A 14,618-nucleotide genomic window follows, 5' to 3' on the forward strand; every position below is an offset into this window, starting at 1 on the left:
GACCCTATCGATTTAAGTACAATTCTCCCCTTGCCCTAAAGTGCACTTTAGGCCTTAAGATATTTTTGTGTTCAACACATACTCAATTAAAATCACTACAAAAAATTATTAATCTGGAGGTGGAAGGATTTTATTGCTTTTTAATGTTTCTTTAAAAAGCAATAAACAGAACCCGATATGCTAATTAAACGTCAATATCATATTTTAAAACATTTAGTACAAGAGTTTAGATGGTTTTCCATAAATGCACTAGCTTCTAAACTTAATTGTTCAACAAAAACAATACAAAGAGATTTATTATATTTACAAAAAAATCTTCCTAATAATTGGTCTATCGCAACTTGCAAAAATAAAGGCGTAAAATTACACAAACCTTTTAATGCATCCAATAAGGAGATAGATTTTTTATATTGGAAACACACTCTATTTTTTAAAACACTAATTATTTTACTAGATACAAAAGTATCATCTAATTCAGTATTAGCCGAAAAATTATATATTCAAACCAAAAAAGTACAGAACATTTTAAACGAGGTCACATATCACTTACAGCAACACAATATAAGATTAAAAAGATCCCCATTAAGACTATCAGGAAACAATGTGGATATACTACTTATGTATTATGACTTATATATTAATGCATATAGTGATGAGGAGTGGCCTTTCAAGCACTATAAGCGTGAATTATTCATAGAATACTTGAAGGCAGTTGAAAAAACTAAAAACATAATATTCTATAAAGACTCTATTAAAAAACTATCTTTTTTTATTTGTTTATATTTAAAAAGAAAAAACAATGGGTATTCAATTTCATTAAAGCATTGGCAAATTAAAAAGATACAAAGATTATTTAAATATGAGACATTAAATAAAATCACTAAATGTATTTTCAAAAAACACAATATTCAATTAACGGATTTAGATATTGTTATTTTTATCTTGGCAATTAATGGTTCAGCATATACATATAAAAAAGCAAAAAATCCGGAACCCATTTCTTCCATAGAATATCCTTTATACCCAATTTTACAAACTTTTATATACAAACTTGAAGAAAAATTTAAAATAGAATTATTATATGATTTTGAATTTATAAATTTATTAAACCAAATACTGTTGCCTAAAAAACACCATTTCTTACAATCTAATGATCGGAGCAACTATATAACTAATTCTCATATAAGAAAAAAACACTCAACTATCTTTTATTTAATCAACAAAAAATTAAAGGATTTTAAAAAAATATACGAAAAGAGTAATTCTAATCTACGTCCTAATATATCAACATCTCATGTTGCTTTATTAACTATGCATATAGTAACACGACAAATGAAACTACAACAAAGAACGCCTCAAATAATTCTATACACAAAGGAAGGCGAACATTGGAAAAGATATTTAGTGGAATTCTTTAACTCAACATTCAAACAAAATATAAATTTTATAGATGTACACTATGAAGATTTAATAAGATTAAGCATGGAATACTCTGATGTATCTTGTATTATAACTGATACACCTATTAGAATTAATCACGTTCCAGTTATCTTTATTTCTACTATACCTACCAAGCGTAATTTAGAAGAAATAAAAAAATTCTTATAATTTAAATGTATTAACGATTGAACTTTAAATTCAATGCTATCCTTTTTACGAATAAATATTTTTACACATAGCGATTAAAATTCGAAGAAAATATAAATAGTTGTTTAATATTAAAAATTCATTGTACATAACCAAACCGAAGTTTCATTGCGAACTTTGGTTTGGTTTATATAAGACAAAATTTATTTTTGAATATATTTAACCATAAGTATTCAATATGTTGCTTCAAATACTACTTGTATAGTAAATAACACATGCATAAAAACATAACTCGCCTGATTATTCTATTTTTTACAGAATCGGAAATTTTGAAGATTATTGCTAATCGTACTATAGAGAAAACATCTTTCATTATTAAATTTTATATCAATCTCATCCCCACTTTGCGATTAGCTTATCTACTTATGTTCTTCTCTAAATTTAACAAATCAAATCATCATAATTATGAATTGATTTACTATGAACAGTAACCAATAAACTCCTAAATTTTATGGTTTTGATAGCGATCCCTATTCTTTTTAATAATTTCCATTTCAGTTGAAGACCATTCTGTAACCCCCACTTTAGAAGACATTATACTATTTCTTAACCATTTATTATCATCTGGGACACTATAAGTATGGGATAACTCATGTTTAATTGTACTTTCTATACTACAAATCATATTATCGATAGGAACATCCTTAATAGTAACTAATGGAATGGATTCACCTTCTTCTAGACCTACCGTTTGTGGTAACATTCCTCCATAAGCACTACCATAATCCTTGTTGGCAGTAAACCCAATAACAAGACCAAAACTACCTGAAAAATTAGAATTATCCGTTATGTATTTAGTGTAATCATCAGCAAAATTATACATTATATCAGACTGATTCTGTCCCTTCGAATCCCATTCGTAAAATTGAATAGGAACATATTTGATTTTATAGTATTCTTTAAAATCTTTCGTTCCATTTTCAACCAATTCTTTCGTTCGTGTCTTCCAATCAGAGTGAGCGTCTCGATACTGTTTATCCGCCGCAATTAAAACAGGAAGTGTCTTTTGTGGTATATTTTTGAAATGTTCTCTTATTTCATTTTGTTTTTTTATACGTTCCTGAGAATCTTCAGGACTTTGTTCCAAAGTCTTGGAATCTACTATTGGAATCACGTACTCAGCAGCAAATACAGAAACAGAACCTCCAAATGTGCTTAGACCTAAAGTTATAGCTGTAGCTGTAGCAAATAATGATTTTTTGAATCTATTTTTCACTTGTATTCCAGCTTTATATTTCATCTTAAAACCTCCTTATAATAAATTTTCATATACAGTTTTTTTAATAAATATAATAAACATATTATCCTATCATCACTATCAATTTAATTTTAATATTCTAATCTTAATACTCTTAATTCATTACTTTTAATTTTTTATGAATTAATTTGAATTTAAAAACTTGACAAAATCTATTTAGAACCATCTGACTTTTTTCTGAATGCCTCTTATAAAGGTATTCATTAAGTGAATCAAGCCTAAATTATTAGTAAGAGTATTCTTCAAAAAATCTGAGTGCACCGATTAACATTTCAACAATTTTTATTTAACTCGAGTCTTTAATTATTAATTTCTCCTTATAATTTTCTGATTCTCTAAACTAACTCATGATATCAATCTATAAATTCTACTAAAAATTACTTTAGCATAACTAATTTTTGATAATATATAATAAAGAACAAAAACTAGATAGCTATCTTAAGAATTTGTATACAACTTATAATCATGTAAAGGAAAAAAAGATGTTGTTTCACTCGTACCGTTAATATGAAAAGAATAATTATTCTAATGAAAAATTCATCATTTATACCTTCCAATTCATAGCTGGTCCCTTTCACTTCTGGTAGAAGGCGAAAAATATTTCTCAAAGTATACTTTCTGACACCTACTCTAGCAAATCCAGGTCTATTGAGAATAATATTGTTCACTCTTATGCTTTCTACTTAGCTAAAATATGCATATCGATTATTTTCCTAAATTAATTTTAAGAATCCCGATACCTCATTCATCTATAGTTCCCTCTTGAATAGTTTCCTTACTCTATATTTTCACAAAAATAAGAAGGACTTTTATTTTGTATCAGACTAATTCAATAGATATTTCATTTTTTATACGGATTTATATTCACTACGAATACTTCTCCTAAAAAATTTATACATAAAACTTAAAATCCTTTAATTTTTTATTACTTGGATTCTTTAAATCCCCTCTTTTTTTGAGCTCTATATATAAACTACTTATATGACACCTCAATATCTTCGCAATAACTGGATATTCTATTCCTTTCTCATATAACCAAGTTGCATATTCGCACTTTTCATCCCAAATTTTTTCTTTATCTTTCCTTTGTTTAGATTGTTTCTTAAATCCTTTTTCATATAATTTGTTTAATTCTTGGCCTATCTCACAGTTTTGAATACAATATTGAAATTCTTTATCTCTATAATTACAATCTTCACAATGATTTTCTTGTAAATATAGAATTCTAATTTTTCGATCGACTGCTTTCATATTCCTTCCTTCCGTTATTACTATATTCGTTATTAGTGCTGAAGCATTATCACATTATGGTATTCCCTCCATTACATAAATCACCTAATAAAACATTACGTTTATAATTTACATTTCATACTTTCACCAATAAAGTAACGATTCTTATTACTCTCTCATGACAAACTTTATATATCTTCATCCTACCTTCATACTTACAATCTACAATATGCAAACTTTTTAAAACCAATAAATGTTGTGATATTGTAGATTGTGGAAGCTCTAGTAGATCACATAATTCAGTTACACTACAGTTATTTCGTTCGATTAATTGTTGCAATATACACAAACGAACAGGATGTCCAATTTTTTTTAATATTTCTGCTTGTTGTTTATATGTATAAAAAACATTCATTTAATACTCTCCTTACTATTTCCCTTATACTTTAGTTCGATATTTCTATTTTTTATATTGTGTTTATAATCTTTAAAAAAGGACTTTCAATTCATTAAACGTATAATTAGTATCAATTAATTCTTTAAGGTTTATGTTTTTTACATAAACACCTAAGCTACTCTCTTACTTTTAATGTATTAACATTTAATTATAGAATTTAAACCCTCAATAATTTCACCAACTTAACTTTATAACATTACTATTTACTGTTAATTTAATGTTCCTTTATTTTTTTGTAGTTTACAATGGCTTTAATGTCTTTATTCTGGTCAAATAACACCTTTTATTTGCAGTATGTACCTACTTATCCAGATAGAAAAATACTAGTAGATGAAGATGCACAAGCATCCTCAAAGAAATCTATGCTTCGTGGTATTTCTGTTAACGTATTCGCACCAGACCCAATTGACTTTATTTGATATCAAATTAGATTATACTAAGCAATTTTTGACCTCCTAACAAGACAAACATGTCCAATGTGCGTAATACAAGCAAAAAATCTTGTTTCACCGAGTCTTAATTCCTAAATTCCCACTATTATAATCCTTCAAAAACATATTACGATCTAAACAATATTTAAATTTATTGCATTAACCAACAACACTTTTTATTGTATACAACTTAAATCAGCAAGCCTATAATCAAGCAGATCACTTCTTTACTTGATGTGATACAAGTATTCGTAAAATAGGCTAAGAAGGAAGTACACGTATGAAATATAAAAATCGAAAAGATGCGAAGCGCAAATACAAACAAGCGCTTCTTGCAACATTAGCAACTATGACAATAGGAGTAAGCACATTTGGGAGCACTACCTCAGCATTTGCAGCTGACGAGGACAATATTTCAGTAATTTCATCACACACACTTAACGATATTGGGATACAAGTGGAGAAAATTATTCCAGATCAAACATTACGTAACAAGTTTCTTAAAGCATTCGCTACTAAGGGTACAATGAAGGTAGGGGTTAATGGAGCTTTCCAATTTATTAAAGATGCCCAAAAAGATATTCCAAACTTTAATGACACTTTTAGATCTCTAGCAATGGCAGGTACAGATCTCATTCCATATGCTGGGTTGGTTATTTCACCGCTAATTGGTTTACTTTGGTCAGAAAATGATGGTGTTTCAGCACAGATCAAGGAAATGAGTAATCAGATTTTGACTCAAGTGGATGAAAAGTTTGACACTGAATATGTAAATAATCTTAAAACTGATTTCAAGACATTAAATTCAAATATTTTAACACTCGAATAGTCATTGAATACTGATACTAATAAAAATGCGATATATTATGCTGGAAATGATATATATGCAACTCGTGGCAACTGGGCCAATCACATTCAACACTCATTTGAATCTCTTATAGATCGTGCTTCGGGTAATCACGAAGTAGCAAGTTTACCTCTATACACTAAGCTTGCAGTTGCTCATATAACGTTTTTAAAATACATGCACGAGCATGCTAAAGGGCCTAAATTGAAATATGATGAGCAAAGCTTACAGCACTTCTTTGATAAGGGTAATCTTGAGGTAATTACTAAAAAATATGCGGACCATATAAAGAAAGTGTATAACCAGGGTCTTCAAACGTTCTACAATAATATTGATAAGCTAAATGAACTGAGAACAAAAAAAGAAAATCTATTAAGTACCGCAGGTGATGGTATTGGGAAAGAGAACGAACTAAATATATTAAATGCAAAAATAGCAAAATTAGAAGCTAAAAATATATTTAAAAACATGCAAAACTTCAGCTCCTCGACATGGGATGATCCGACATTCCAAGCGCTAATACAGGGTGAGTGGAAATTAGAGAATAACGCGTGGACTTTCACTAATAAAAAAGGGGAAAAGAAAACCGGTTGGCTGGAACTTGGTATTGGCTGGTATTATCTCAACCCTGAAAAAAACGACCTCAAAAACTCCGCAGGAGATACATTCAAACCAGGCACAGGAGAAATGGAAACTGGCTTTGTTCAAGATGGAGATACAAAATATTACTTCAGTCCTGGAGACGGCATGAAAAACTATGACGGCACCACATTTAACAAAGGGGAAATGATGACCGGATTTGTCCAACTTATAAATAAGAACGGTAAAGATTATTATTACTTTAACCCTATAAACGATGCTACAAATGACTATCAAAAGAAAAAAACATTTAAAAAAGGGGAAATGTGGACAGGGTGGTTGAGGGATTCTGGCAATTGGTACTATATGAATAAGGGAGAAAAAACTGATCAAGATAAAGGGATTATGCTCCATGACGAGAATATAGCATTGGATAATGGTAAGAGTATAAATAAATGGTATAAATTTGGTGAGAAGGGTGTAATGAAGGAATAAGAAACAAATCGATTCCTACTTTTCTCTTAATAAGTTCACTTATAAGATAAGTTAGTAATGCCGTCATCACCACTGTGAGGCTGATCTCCCAAAATTGTAAAATAAGGAGAGCCCAGCCTACTTTGCTATTAATAATATATTTTCTATCCTTCCCAAATACATAGATTTCATCCACAATGATATAAAATCTTTCCCTATTATTATTTCACACTTCTTATTGGTATATTAATAAAGCCGACTCCATACATTATTACAGATAAAAAAAGTAATCTTCCTAGTCAACTTATTATTGCTTGATATACTTTTTTCTTGAAAATTATTAATAAGGTAATATCAGGCTGATAGTGTTTCCATTTAAACAAATTTTTCATTTCCATACCAATCACATAACTTTTTAGAGTCATAGAATCCTCCCACATTTTTTGAATCTCTGCAAATGTTTCAGTCTTCATATTATTCTCGACTATATTTAATGAATATCATACGTACAAAATACTCCCCCTCTCATTATGAAACATCAGACTACATTTCTTACTATCTTTCAAAAAATATTCATTTTTTGTTATTTCTAATTATTATTAAAATTTATTGTAAATCAGCATTTTTTATGTATAATTATACAAAAATTCCTTTTATATCTAATTTGTCTTTAAGACAAACAAACAAGACATTTCATAATAAAGCAATTTAAAATAAAATTTAAATACATTCAATAATTTCAGGTAATCTCTATTCCGCTCTACTACCCCATGAACTCTATTAGAAAAATACATTGTAAGGTTTCAATTCCTTTGAGTTGCTATCTTACTTATAAAATAGCAACTCCCCTTGCCACTCTAGATTAAAGATATATTAAAATTCCAAATTTCGATTGTATCATACTGACTCTCTCCATTTCTTTTTGTAAAATATAAGCGCATTTGCTTACGGGTTACGACATTACAATCCTTAGGATTTTTACCTAGCTCTTAATTAAAGGGATAGGATATTTTATTCGACAGAATGGAGGAATTAGATAATGACTGTTTCAATGTGGGGGAATAATGAAATTACAAAGCTTTTAAATAAGTGGTATATTGAAATTCGCTCAAGACGTATAGGAAATGCTCATCAATTAAAAGAAATAATTAATTCTAAGATTCATAACATTGAAGAAGATCAGAATTTATTACTCTACTACTCACTACTAGATTTTAAATATCAATTTTTAATTGATAGTTTAAGCGTTTCACAAAGCAGTTTTGATGAAGGTGAGAATTTTGATATGCCTACAGATAATTTCTTAGCTTATTATTATCACTTTTTCAAAGGGATTCATACCTCTACTATTGGCGAATATCAAACCGCAAAAAAGAGTTATAAAAAAGCTGAAACTCTTTTGAACTGCATTCCTGATGAATTGGAAAAAGCGGAATTTTATTATAAAGTTGGAGCTTTCCATTATGACATATATCAAGGGCTCTTATCCTATAAAAAAGTATCAGAGGCAAGAGAAATCTTTGCTCAACATGCTGGGTATGAGATTAATGTAGCATTTTGTGATAATCTTATGGGCTTAGCTTGTACTAATTTGAGAGAATGGGAACTAGCTGAAGAATGTTTCATAAAGGCAATGGATATGTTCCAAAAAATAGACGAAGAGCAATTCAATTTAATGGTGCGTCAAAATTTAGGATTAATGTATGCTACTCAAAACCTTTCACCATTAGCTATTAGATATCTTTCGGAGGTAAATCAAAAAATTCCTAACAATTATAAAGCACTATTTATTGAGGCAAAAGAACATATAAAGGAAGGAAATCAATCTGTTGCAAAAGATCTCATAGCAAAAGGATATTCCGTTTGTAAAGAGGTTGATAATATAGAGTATCTACACCATTTTAAAATCTTAGATGCAATGAATAGAGATGTTCCTGCCGAAGCACTTGAAAAGATAGTGTTAGAAGGCGTATCATATTTTAAAGAGCAAGAACTTTATGAATACATTAAGGAATACGAAGAGTATCTTGCTACTGCATTTTATAAAGAAAATAACCATGTTACAGCAAGTCATTATTTCTATTCATGTTCTCAAGCAGAAAAAAAAGTTTTTGAGAAGGGGGCATTAAAGTGAAAAAACAATTCTCAGTTTAGTTGGTGTAATTACTATTTTCACTTTAATGTTTGGTGCACAATCCCCTACAGAAACACAGAAAGCTATTGATTTTATTCAGTACGCACACGGAAATCATGGTCACTAAATTCTTAATTAAATTCATTTTGAATAGCTCGTACATTATGAGAAGGGAAGAAATTTTTCTTCCCTTTTTTAGATTATTTTATTTTGTATATGTTATTATTTCTATTTTTACTGTATCACTCTATAAACTTTTTACTATCTAAACTTTGTTGTCTACTTACTTTAATTCTTTTTGAATCGTTAAAATTATAAATTATTGTATCTAAATCTACTACAAAAGATAGATTTTTATTAATTGTGCTCATAAAATAAGTATTTGGTAATCAATCCAAAATTCAATTATGTTCCTCTTTATGCCCATTAACGTGACAAAACTAGATTTCAGCGAGAGATACGTTTTGTCATTGATGGTTACACTTTTTAAGTAATATAGGTGTAAAAATTTATTAAATTAGCAATAGGTTATTGTCACATGCACATAGAAAGAAACTAGGAGTTGAGTATAATGCAAAAAAAGTATATTGAATTTATCTTAGAAAATCAGGAACATATAAAAAAATAAAGGAATTAGATAATATATCTAAAGAAATTGGAGATTATTTACTTGGTAAGATCGAAAGAACTTCTAGTGCATTTTAATTTCTGAAAGTAAAGTGCATGACTGGAGGTATCTTGAAAAGGAACTTGAGCGATTAATTGAGGATAATTACTTCATTGACAACGATTGTGATTGCTTCGGTATGATAGAGCAAGGATCATGCCCTTTATAACCATTTCCCAATAGATTTGAATCCCTTGTGTGATTCTACATAGAACGCCACCTTCCCTACTTTATTTTTACATATTTCTTATTCGAACCGAAACACAGCGCATTCCAAATCGAGTCACAGCATATGTCGTACCAATTTTACGGATTGAGCCTTTTGGGAAATCATTTATTTTTTTACATAATGTTGATGATTCAATTCCCCACTCTTCTATTGCATCCGTACTACTCATAATTTCGTTTTCCAATAGGTTAAGGTCTCCCCAATCAACATCTTCAAAATTAAATCCATCCATCTCTAGCTGCTGCAGCATGTCTCTTTCGTCTCCTTTTACCGCAAATAAATTATGATCCTCTCCCTGATGGACTTCTTCTAATACTCCTACATTTAGCTAATCATGTTCAGTTACCTCAATTGTACTATTCTCAGATATATAATAATAGATATCTTCTTTTAAAATATAAGTGGGTTGTTTTTATTAACTTATTTTTCTGAATTTTGTTGAAAAATAAATATGAAATAGTTAAATGCAAAGGGGATTTTGCTACAATGGTAATATATAACATTAGCATACTTCTATAGGATGGGGGAATATATAATGATTGTTTCAGTAAAGGGGAACGAGCAAGTTACCAAAATGCTAAATGACTGGTATATAGAGATACGTGCCAGACATGTAGGAAAGGCACATAATTTAAAACTTGAGATTGATCAAAAAATACATAACATTGAAGAAGATCAAAACCTACTTTTATACTATGCTCTTTTAGACTTTCGTCATCAATATATGCTTGATAGTTTAAGTATTGGAAAAGATAGTTTTGATAAAGTAGATTCATTGGGTGTACCTGCAGATCAGCTTTTACAATACTACTACCACTTCTTTAAAGCTATTCATTCAAATATTACAGGTGATTTTACATGTGCAAAAGAACATTATAATCAAGCTGAATTACTCTTAAAACACATTCCTGATGAAATTGAACATGCTGAATTCCATTTTAAATTATCAACTTTCCATTATCATATTTATAAACCGCTTGCTGCAATTAAAGAAGCTACAAAAGCAAAGGATATCTTTAAAAAGCATGCAGGATATGAAACTAATATTGGATTATGTGATAATTTAATTGGATTAGCTTGTACTCATTTAAAACAATTTGAGGAAGCTGAAGAACATTTCATTACAGCTATTAATACATTCAAAAAATCTGGTGAAGAAAAGAATATCACATTTGTACGCCATAACTTAGGTTTAATGTATTCAGGTCAAAATTTATCTGAACTAGCAATACGATACCTCTCTGAAGTAACACAAGAACTCCCTAAAGATTATAAAGCAATTTTTATTAAAGCTAGGGAGCATATGAAAATCGGTGAGTCCAAAGAAACTTCTAATCTTATAGTGAAAGGCTTAGAGATTTGTAAAGAGCTAAAGAATGAAGAATACGAACATCACTTTTTAATTTTAGAAAAATTAAATCAAAAGGTCTCTGCTGACAAATTAGAGAAGACAATTAAAACAGGAATCTCTTATTTTGAGAGAGAAAACCTACATGAGTACGTACAGGAATACGCTAAAAAATTAGCAGTTTTATTCCACCAAGAAAATAGCTGTTCAAAAGCAAGCGATTATTTTTATCTTAGCCATCAAGCAGAAGAACAAAACTTTGAAAAGGAGGCTTTAAAATGAAAAAAGTAATGTCTAGCTTAATTGGATTAACAGCCGTATTCACGTTTATGTTTAACGCTAGCAATGTAACTGATACACAAAAAGCTCTTAGCGAGGATAAAATCGTACAATATGCTCACGGCCATACTGGTGGATGATAAAAAAACAAAGGTCTTCACTTCATTTGAAGTGCACCCCAATTGTGAGGACTTTTATTTTTATATGGGATCTCTGTGTAAGAATAACAATATATTAAAATCCTGAAATTTTAATATATCAAAAATATTATAATTATACCGTTCTTTTTGCATCCATAAGAAGGATCTAAAAAGATTAGAACATTTAAAGAGAGGAAGAAACTATTAATGCATACACAAGAAAATTTTTATAAGAAGTTAATAGAGGGAAAAAGATTAGTAACGATATTTTTAATAAACGGAATAAGGGTGCCAGGAATCATTATCGCTTTTGATAAATTTTCAGTGCTAGTTTCTAGTCACGGAAAGCAACAATTCATTTACAAACAGGCTATTTCAACAGTTTCTTTATGAATACCAGTTTAAAATCCAATTTGAATTATGTTTATTTATGAATTAGTTAAAAATAAAAAAGGAATCCTTAGTAAAAGGATTCACCCCAGGAAATATGCATAAATAAAAAGAACTAAGTTGATTATAATATAAAAGTAAACAAAGCATATTGAGAAAAAATAAGATTGAAGTTTGATAGGAAAGAATAATGTTTGTTATACTAAATGTGCAAAAATATATGCAAAATCACAAATAAAATAAGGGCAGCCATATCAGGCTGCCCTTATTTTATCTTTAATCTTATAATCTGCTATTTAGTTTGAGCTAATTATAAACCTAGTACACTAACAATCTGGCATGCTTTGGAATTTGCAATATGATAGTACATCTCTAACCCTTTTCTTTCCGAGCGTAGAATCTTGCCACGCATCTTAGATAAATGCTGAGATACGGTTGATTGCGGTACTTTTAATAGATCTGTTAACTCTGTTACATTACAAACTTTGCGACGTTCTAGTTCTTTCACGATCTGTAATCTAACTGGATGGGCCATAATCTTTAATAATTCCACATCTACCTCTGGGATTTTGTACATGTCATTACTTACTTGCATTGTTGTCATTTTAATTTCTCCTTTTATAATTATTTTTTATTTTAATTATCTATTTTTAAATATGTTGTGTTTGCTTGAATACATTGTTCATAACCACTATGTTGTTTGTTCTTTTGTCTCCCTATCAGATTTAATATATAGAAGTATTATGATGGCTAAAAACCCAACAAAAGATAGCATAGGAATCGAGATGAAACCAAACAAATTCAAATGATCTTCTGTACAAGAAACACCTACTGAACATATCTTCAGTTCACTTGTTGGAAAAGCCTGAATCGTAATTTGATAGACAGCTATTATTAATCCAATACATGCAAATGGAAATGCATATACACTTACATTAGGATCTTTTCTATACATTCCTATTCCCAATATTAACACTAATGGATACATGGCCATCCTTTGATACCAGCACAAATCACATGGAGGCAGCTTCATCCATTCACTAAAAATCAAACTTATGAGCATTGCACTAGTAGCTATCGTCCAAGCAATTGCAATGTGATACTTTTGAATGATCGACATCTTATTTTCGCCTCACCTGTTTTTTTAATGCAAAACATTTGCTAATATATGACTAGTTTATTTCCGTGTTTCGAGTACCCTGTTTCAATAGAAAGTATCCAATCATTAATATCTTCCCAGTCGTATCCCCTCTCTTTTAATTCTAGAGGAAAAAGATTTTCAAAATCATCACGCATTTCGTACATGGTTTCTAATGCTTTTTCAAGCGGACCAAATCCATATACCATGTGTGTATGTACTTTTTTGTTTTTCTTTTCTGCTACAACTAAATATACATACCGTCTTTCTTTCGCTAAAACAAACTTCAAAAATCCAGGTACTTGACTCACCTTTCACACTCCTTTACGGTTTTCCTTACCACGCTTAAAAAGATATAAGTAAGGAAAACTACTAAGTTTTAATTCACTAATTTAATAAATGTCCCGTTTTTTTGCTTTGAAAATACAAGAAAACGCTCATCATCACAATATTTATTACACCAGCTGCAGCACCAATTTTGGAGATAACATACACATATTCATTATTACTAAATGGCAATAGACTCGCGAAAATAAATAAAATTGAAATGATAAAGGATAAGAGCATATTTCTTTTGTTTTCATTCATTCAAAAAACCTCCATTTGCACAAATATTTGTATTGCAATGGATTAGGATGCTAAGCCGCATCATTACGGTTATAATGATGTTTCTCTTCATCCACATACCCTTTTATGTTCCAAACGCCAGTCTTTGATGCTTTTGCTTCTTTTTCGCTTTCTAGCATTTGTGGTAGCAAAGTAGTGTTAGGTTTTGAAATGTAAGCTACAATACCATATCCTGATTTGATCATTAACTCGTTTATATGTATCCCTTCACAAAATACATATGCTAATTTCCTGCCATACTTGTCCTCTTTGGGTCCACGATCATAGACTATTGTTACATTTTTTCCTTTTAACTGTTTCTTTAGAAATGAAGATGCTTCTTTTCCCATCTTTTGCGGTGGGATTTTTTGAGATACAAACTCAGGGGTATCCAATAACAGTAATCTTACCGTCTGTTTCTGCCCGTTTACGTTCACGTCTATCGTATCTCCATCCTTTATATGTATTACCTTCCCTTTAACAGTCTCTAAGCCTTTTAATTTCTCATTATAAGCTTCTGGAATATCTACAATAGCTTTCCCTACTGTGTGCTGTTGTATTCCGTTTTGTACTACTTGGGCAGGTCTCGAATCATTTTTTGTTTGCACGGAACTGCTGCATGCTGACATTTGAATTACGAATGATGTTATACAAATAGCTTTAATCCATATTTTCATATCGAAATTTCTTCCTCCTACTTAAAATACGTAAATAGCTGTGTCTAATAAACAAACGGACTTTCCAATGTATTTACTTCTCGATAA

The 14,618-nt window shown here is 29.8% G+C and carries 16 protein-coding genes and 1 pseudogene; 8 read left to right on the top strand and 9 right to left on the bottom strand.

What is annotated here, in order from left to right:
- Window positions 1-177: 177 nt before the first annotated feature.
- Window positions 178-1,608, top strand: a complete 1,431-nt coding sequence (locus CN409_RS27255) for an AcpB/EbpR/MafR family transcriptional regulator (protein WP_097891338.1) — start codon at window positions 178-180, stop codon at window positions 1,606-1,608.
- Between the two features lie 481 nt (window positions 1,609-2,089).
- Here the strand turns inward: CN409_RS27255 and CN409_RS32435 are convergent, their stop codons facing one another.
- The 3 genes from CN409_RS32435 to CN409_RS27275 form a co-directional block, all read right to left on the bottom strand.
- Window positions 2,090-2,887, bottom strand: a complete 798-nt coding sequence (locus CN409_RS32435) for a hypothetical protein (RefSeq protein WP_240517836.1) — start codon at window positions 2,885-2,887, stop codon at window positions 2,090-2,092.
- 909 nt (window positions 2,888-3,796) lie between these two features.
- Window positions 3,797-4,156, bottom strand: a complete 360-nt coding sequence (locus tag CN409_RS27270) for a hypothetical protein (protein ID WP_044307624.1) — start codon at window positions 4,154-4,156, stop codon at window positions 3,797-3,799.
- 115 nt (window positions 4,157-4,271) lie between these two features.
- A complete protein-coding gene (locus CN409_RS27275; RefSeq protein ID WP_044307625.1) occupies window positions 4,272-4,550 on the bottom strand; it encodes an ArsR/SmtB family transcription factor in 279 nt (92 codons plus the stop codon).
- 287 nt (window positions 4,551-4,837) lie between these two features.
- On the opposite strand from CN409_RS27275, the gene CN409_RS32040 reads away from it, so the two are divergent.
- From CN409_RS32040 to CN409_RS27290, 4 genes are all read left to right on the top strand, one after another.
- The gene (locus CN409_RS32040) at window positions 4,838-5,011 is read left to right on the top strand and encodes a hypothetical protein (protein WP_170951615.1); all 174 of its coding nucleotides are present in this window, start codon (window positions 4,838-4,840) and stop codon (window positions 5,009-5,011) included.
- A 292-nt stretch (window positions 5,012-5,303) separates the two neighbouring features.
- Entirely contained in the window at window positions 5,304-5,852 is a 549-nt protein-coding gene (locus CN409_RS27280) for a hypothetical protein (RefSeq protein ID WP_097891341.1), read from the top strand.
- A gap of 3 nt (window positions 5,853-5,855) precedes the next feature.
- Window positions 5,856-6,944: an insecticidal delta-endotoxin Cry8Ea1 family protein gene (locus CN409_RS27285; RefSeq protein WP_097891343.1), complete on the top strand. Its 1,089-nt coding sequence runs from the start codon at window positions 5,856-5,858 to the stop codon at window positions 6,942-6,944.
- Window positions 6,945-7,962: 1,018 nt separating this feature from the next.
- A complete protein-coding gene (locus CN409_RS27290) occupies window positions 7,963-9,057 on the top strand; it encodes a Rap family tetratricopeptide repeat protein (protein ID WP_097891345.1) in 1,095 nt (364 codons plus the stop codon).
- Between the two features lie 892 nt (window positions 9,058-9,949).
- On the opposite strand, the pseudogene CN409_RS32870 reads toward CN409_RS27290, so the two are convergent.
- A pseudogene (locus CN409_RS32870) lies at window positions 9,950-10,347 on the bottom strand (helix-turn-helix domain-containing protein); the annotation flags it as partial.
- A gap of 141 nt (window positions 10,348-10,488) precedes the next feature.
- On the opposite strand from CN409_RS32870, the gene CN409_RS27300 reads away from it, so the two are divergent.
- The 3 genes from CN409_RS27300 (at window position 10,489) to hfq (ending at window position 12,113) form a co-directional block, all read left to right on the top strand.
- Entirely contained in the window at window positions 10,489-11,583 is a 1,095-nt protein-coding gene (locus tag CN409_RS27300; RefSeq protein ID WP_097981424.1) for a Rap family tetratricopeptide repeat protein, read from the top strand.
- Complete coding sequence (locus tag CN409_RS32045; protein ID WP_000757474.1) at window positions 11,580-11,720, top strand: hypothetical protein; 141 nt, start codon at window positions 11,580-11,582, stop codon at window positions 11,718-11,720. Before CN409_RS27300 ends, CN409_RS32045 begins: the two co-directional genes overlap by 4 nt.
- A 207-nt stretch (window positions 11,721-11,927) precedes the next feature.
- Window positions 11,928-12,113 carry an RNA chaperone Hfq gene (gene hfq, locus CN409_RS27305; RefSeq protein ID WP_044307631.1) on the top strand — a complete coding sequence of 62 codons (186 nt, stop codon included), beginning with the start codon at window positions 11,928-11,930 and terminating at the stop codon, window positions 12,111-12,113.
- A 307-nt stretch (window positions 12,114-12,420) separates the two neighbouring features.
- Here hfq and CN409_RS27310 read toward each other — a convergent pair whose 3' ends face one another.
- From CN409_RS27310 to CN409_RS27330, 5 genes are all read right to left on the bottom strand, one after another.
- The gene (locus CN409_RS27310) at window positions 12,421-12,714 is read right to left on the bottom strand and encodes an ArsR/SmtB family transcription factor (protein WP_097891347.1); all 294 of its coding nucleotides are present in this window, start codon (window positions 12,712-12,714) and stop codon (window positions 12,421-12,423) included.
- A gap of 87 nt (window positions 12,715-12,801) precedes the next feature.
- Complete coding sequence (locus tag CN409_RS27315; RefSeq protein ID WP_000022641.1) at window positions 12,802-13,230, bottom strand: disulfide bond formation protein B; 429 nt, start codon at window positions 13,228-13,230, stop codon at window positions 12,802-12,804.
- Between the two features lie 41 nt (window positions 13,231-13,271).
- Window positions 13,272-13,559: a hypothetical protein gene (locus CN409_RS27320; RefSeq protein ID WP_001996145.1), complete on the bottom strand. Its 288-nt coding sequence runs from the start codon at window positions 13,557-13,559 to the stop codon at window positions 13,272-13,274.
- 76 nt (window positions 13,560-13,635) lie between these two features.
- Window positions 13,636-13,836 (bottom strand): hypothetical protein, encoded by a 201-nt coding sequence (locus tag CN409_RS27325; RefSeq protein ID WP_001004893.1) that lies wholly within the window; start codon window positions 13,834-13,836, stop codon window positions 13,636-13,638.
- Between the two features lie 50 nt (window positions 13,837-13,886).
- Window positions 13,887-14,531 (bottom strand): thermonuclease family protein, encoded by a 645-nt coding sequence (locus CN409_RS27330; protein ID WP_097891349.1) that lies wholly within the window; start codon window positions 14,529-14,531, stop codon window positions 13,887-13,889.
- Between the last annotated feature and the right edge of the window lie 87 nt (window positions 14,532-14,618).

Origin of the sequence: Bacillus sp. AFS012607, assembly GCF_002558005.1 — a bacterium.
GTDB classification, from domain to species: domain Bacteria; phylum Bacillota; class Bacilli; order Bacillales; family Bacillaceae_G; genus Bacillus_A; species Bacillus_A thuringiensis_S.

Bases quoted from the DNA above. Each gene is read 5' to 3' on its own strand.
- CN409_RS27315 (WP_000022641.1), bottom strand. From the start codon at position 13,230: ATGTCGATCATTCAAAAGTATCACATTGCAATTGCTTGGACGATAGCT.
- CN409_RS27255 (WP_097891338.1), top strand. From the start codon at position 178: ATGCTAATTAAACGTCAATATCATATTTTAAAACATTTAGTACAAGAG.
- CN409_RS27275 (WP_044307625.1), bottom strand. From the start codon at position 4,550: ATGAATGTTTTTTATACATATAAACAACAAGCAGAAATATTAAAAAAA.
- CN409_RS32045 (WP_000757474.1), top strand. From the start codon at position 11,580: ATGAAAAAAGTAATGTCTAGCTTAATTGGATTAACAGCCGTATTCACG.
- CN409_RS27310 (WP_097891347.1), bottom strand. From the start codon at position 12,714: ATGACAACAATGCAAGTAAGTAATGACATGTACAAAATCCCAGAGGTA.
- CN409_RS27280 (WP_097891341.1), top strand. From the start codon at position 5,304: ATGAAATATAAAAATCGAAAAGATGCGAAGCGCAAATACAAACAAGCG.
- CN409_RS27300 (WP_097981424.1), top strand. From the start codon at position 10,489: ATGATTGTTTCAGTAAAGGGGAACGAGCAAGTTACCAAAATGCTAAAT.
- CN409_RS27290 (WP_097891345.1), top strand. From the start codon at position 7,963: ATGACTGTTTCAATGTGGGGGAATAATGAAATTACAAAGCTTTTAAAT.
- CN409_RS27325 (WP_001004893.1), bottom strand. From the start codon at position 13,836: ATGAATGAAAACAAAAGAAATATGCTCTTATCCTTTATCATTTCAATT.
- CN409_RS32040 (WP_170951615.1), top strand. From the start codon at position 4,838: ATGGCTTTAATGTCTTTATTCTGGTCAAATAACACCTTTTATTTGCAG.
- CN409_RS27270 (WP_044307624.1), bottom strand. From the start codon at position 4,156: ATGAAAGCAGTCGATCGAAAAATTAGAATTCTATATTTACAAGAAAAT.
- CN409_RS27330 (WP_097891349.1), bottom strand. From the start codon at position 14,531: ATGAAAATATGGATTAAAGCTATTTGTATAACATCATTCGTAATTCAA.
- CN409_RS32435 (WP_240517836.1), bottom strand. From the start codon at position 2,887: ATGAAATATAAAGCTGGAATACAAGTGAAAAATAGATTCAAAAAATCA.
- hfq (WP_044307631.1), top strand. From the start codon at position 11,928: ATGCATACACAAGAAAATTTTTATAAGAAGTTAATAGAGGGAAAAAGA.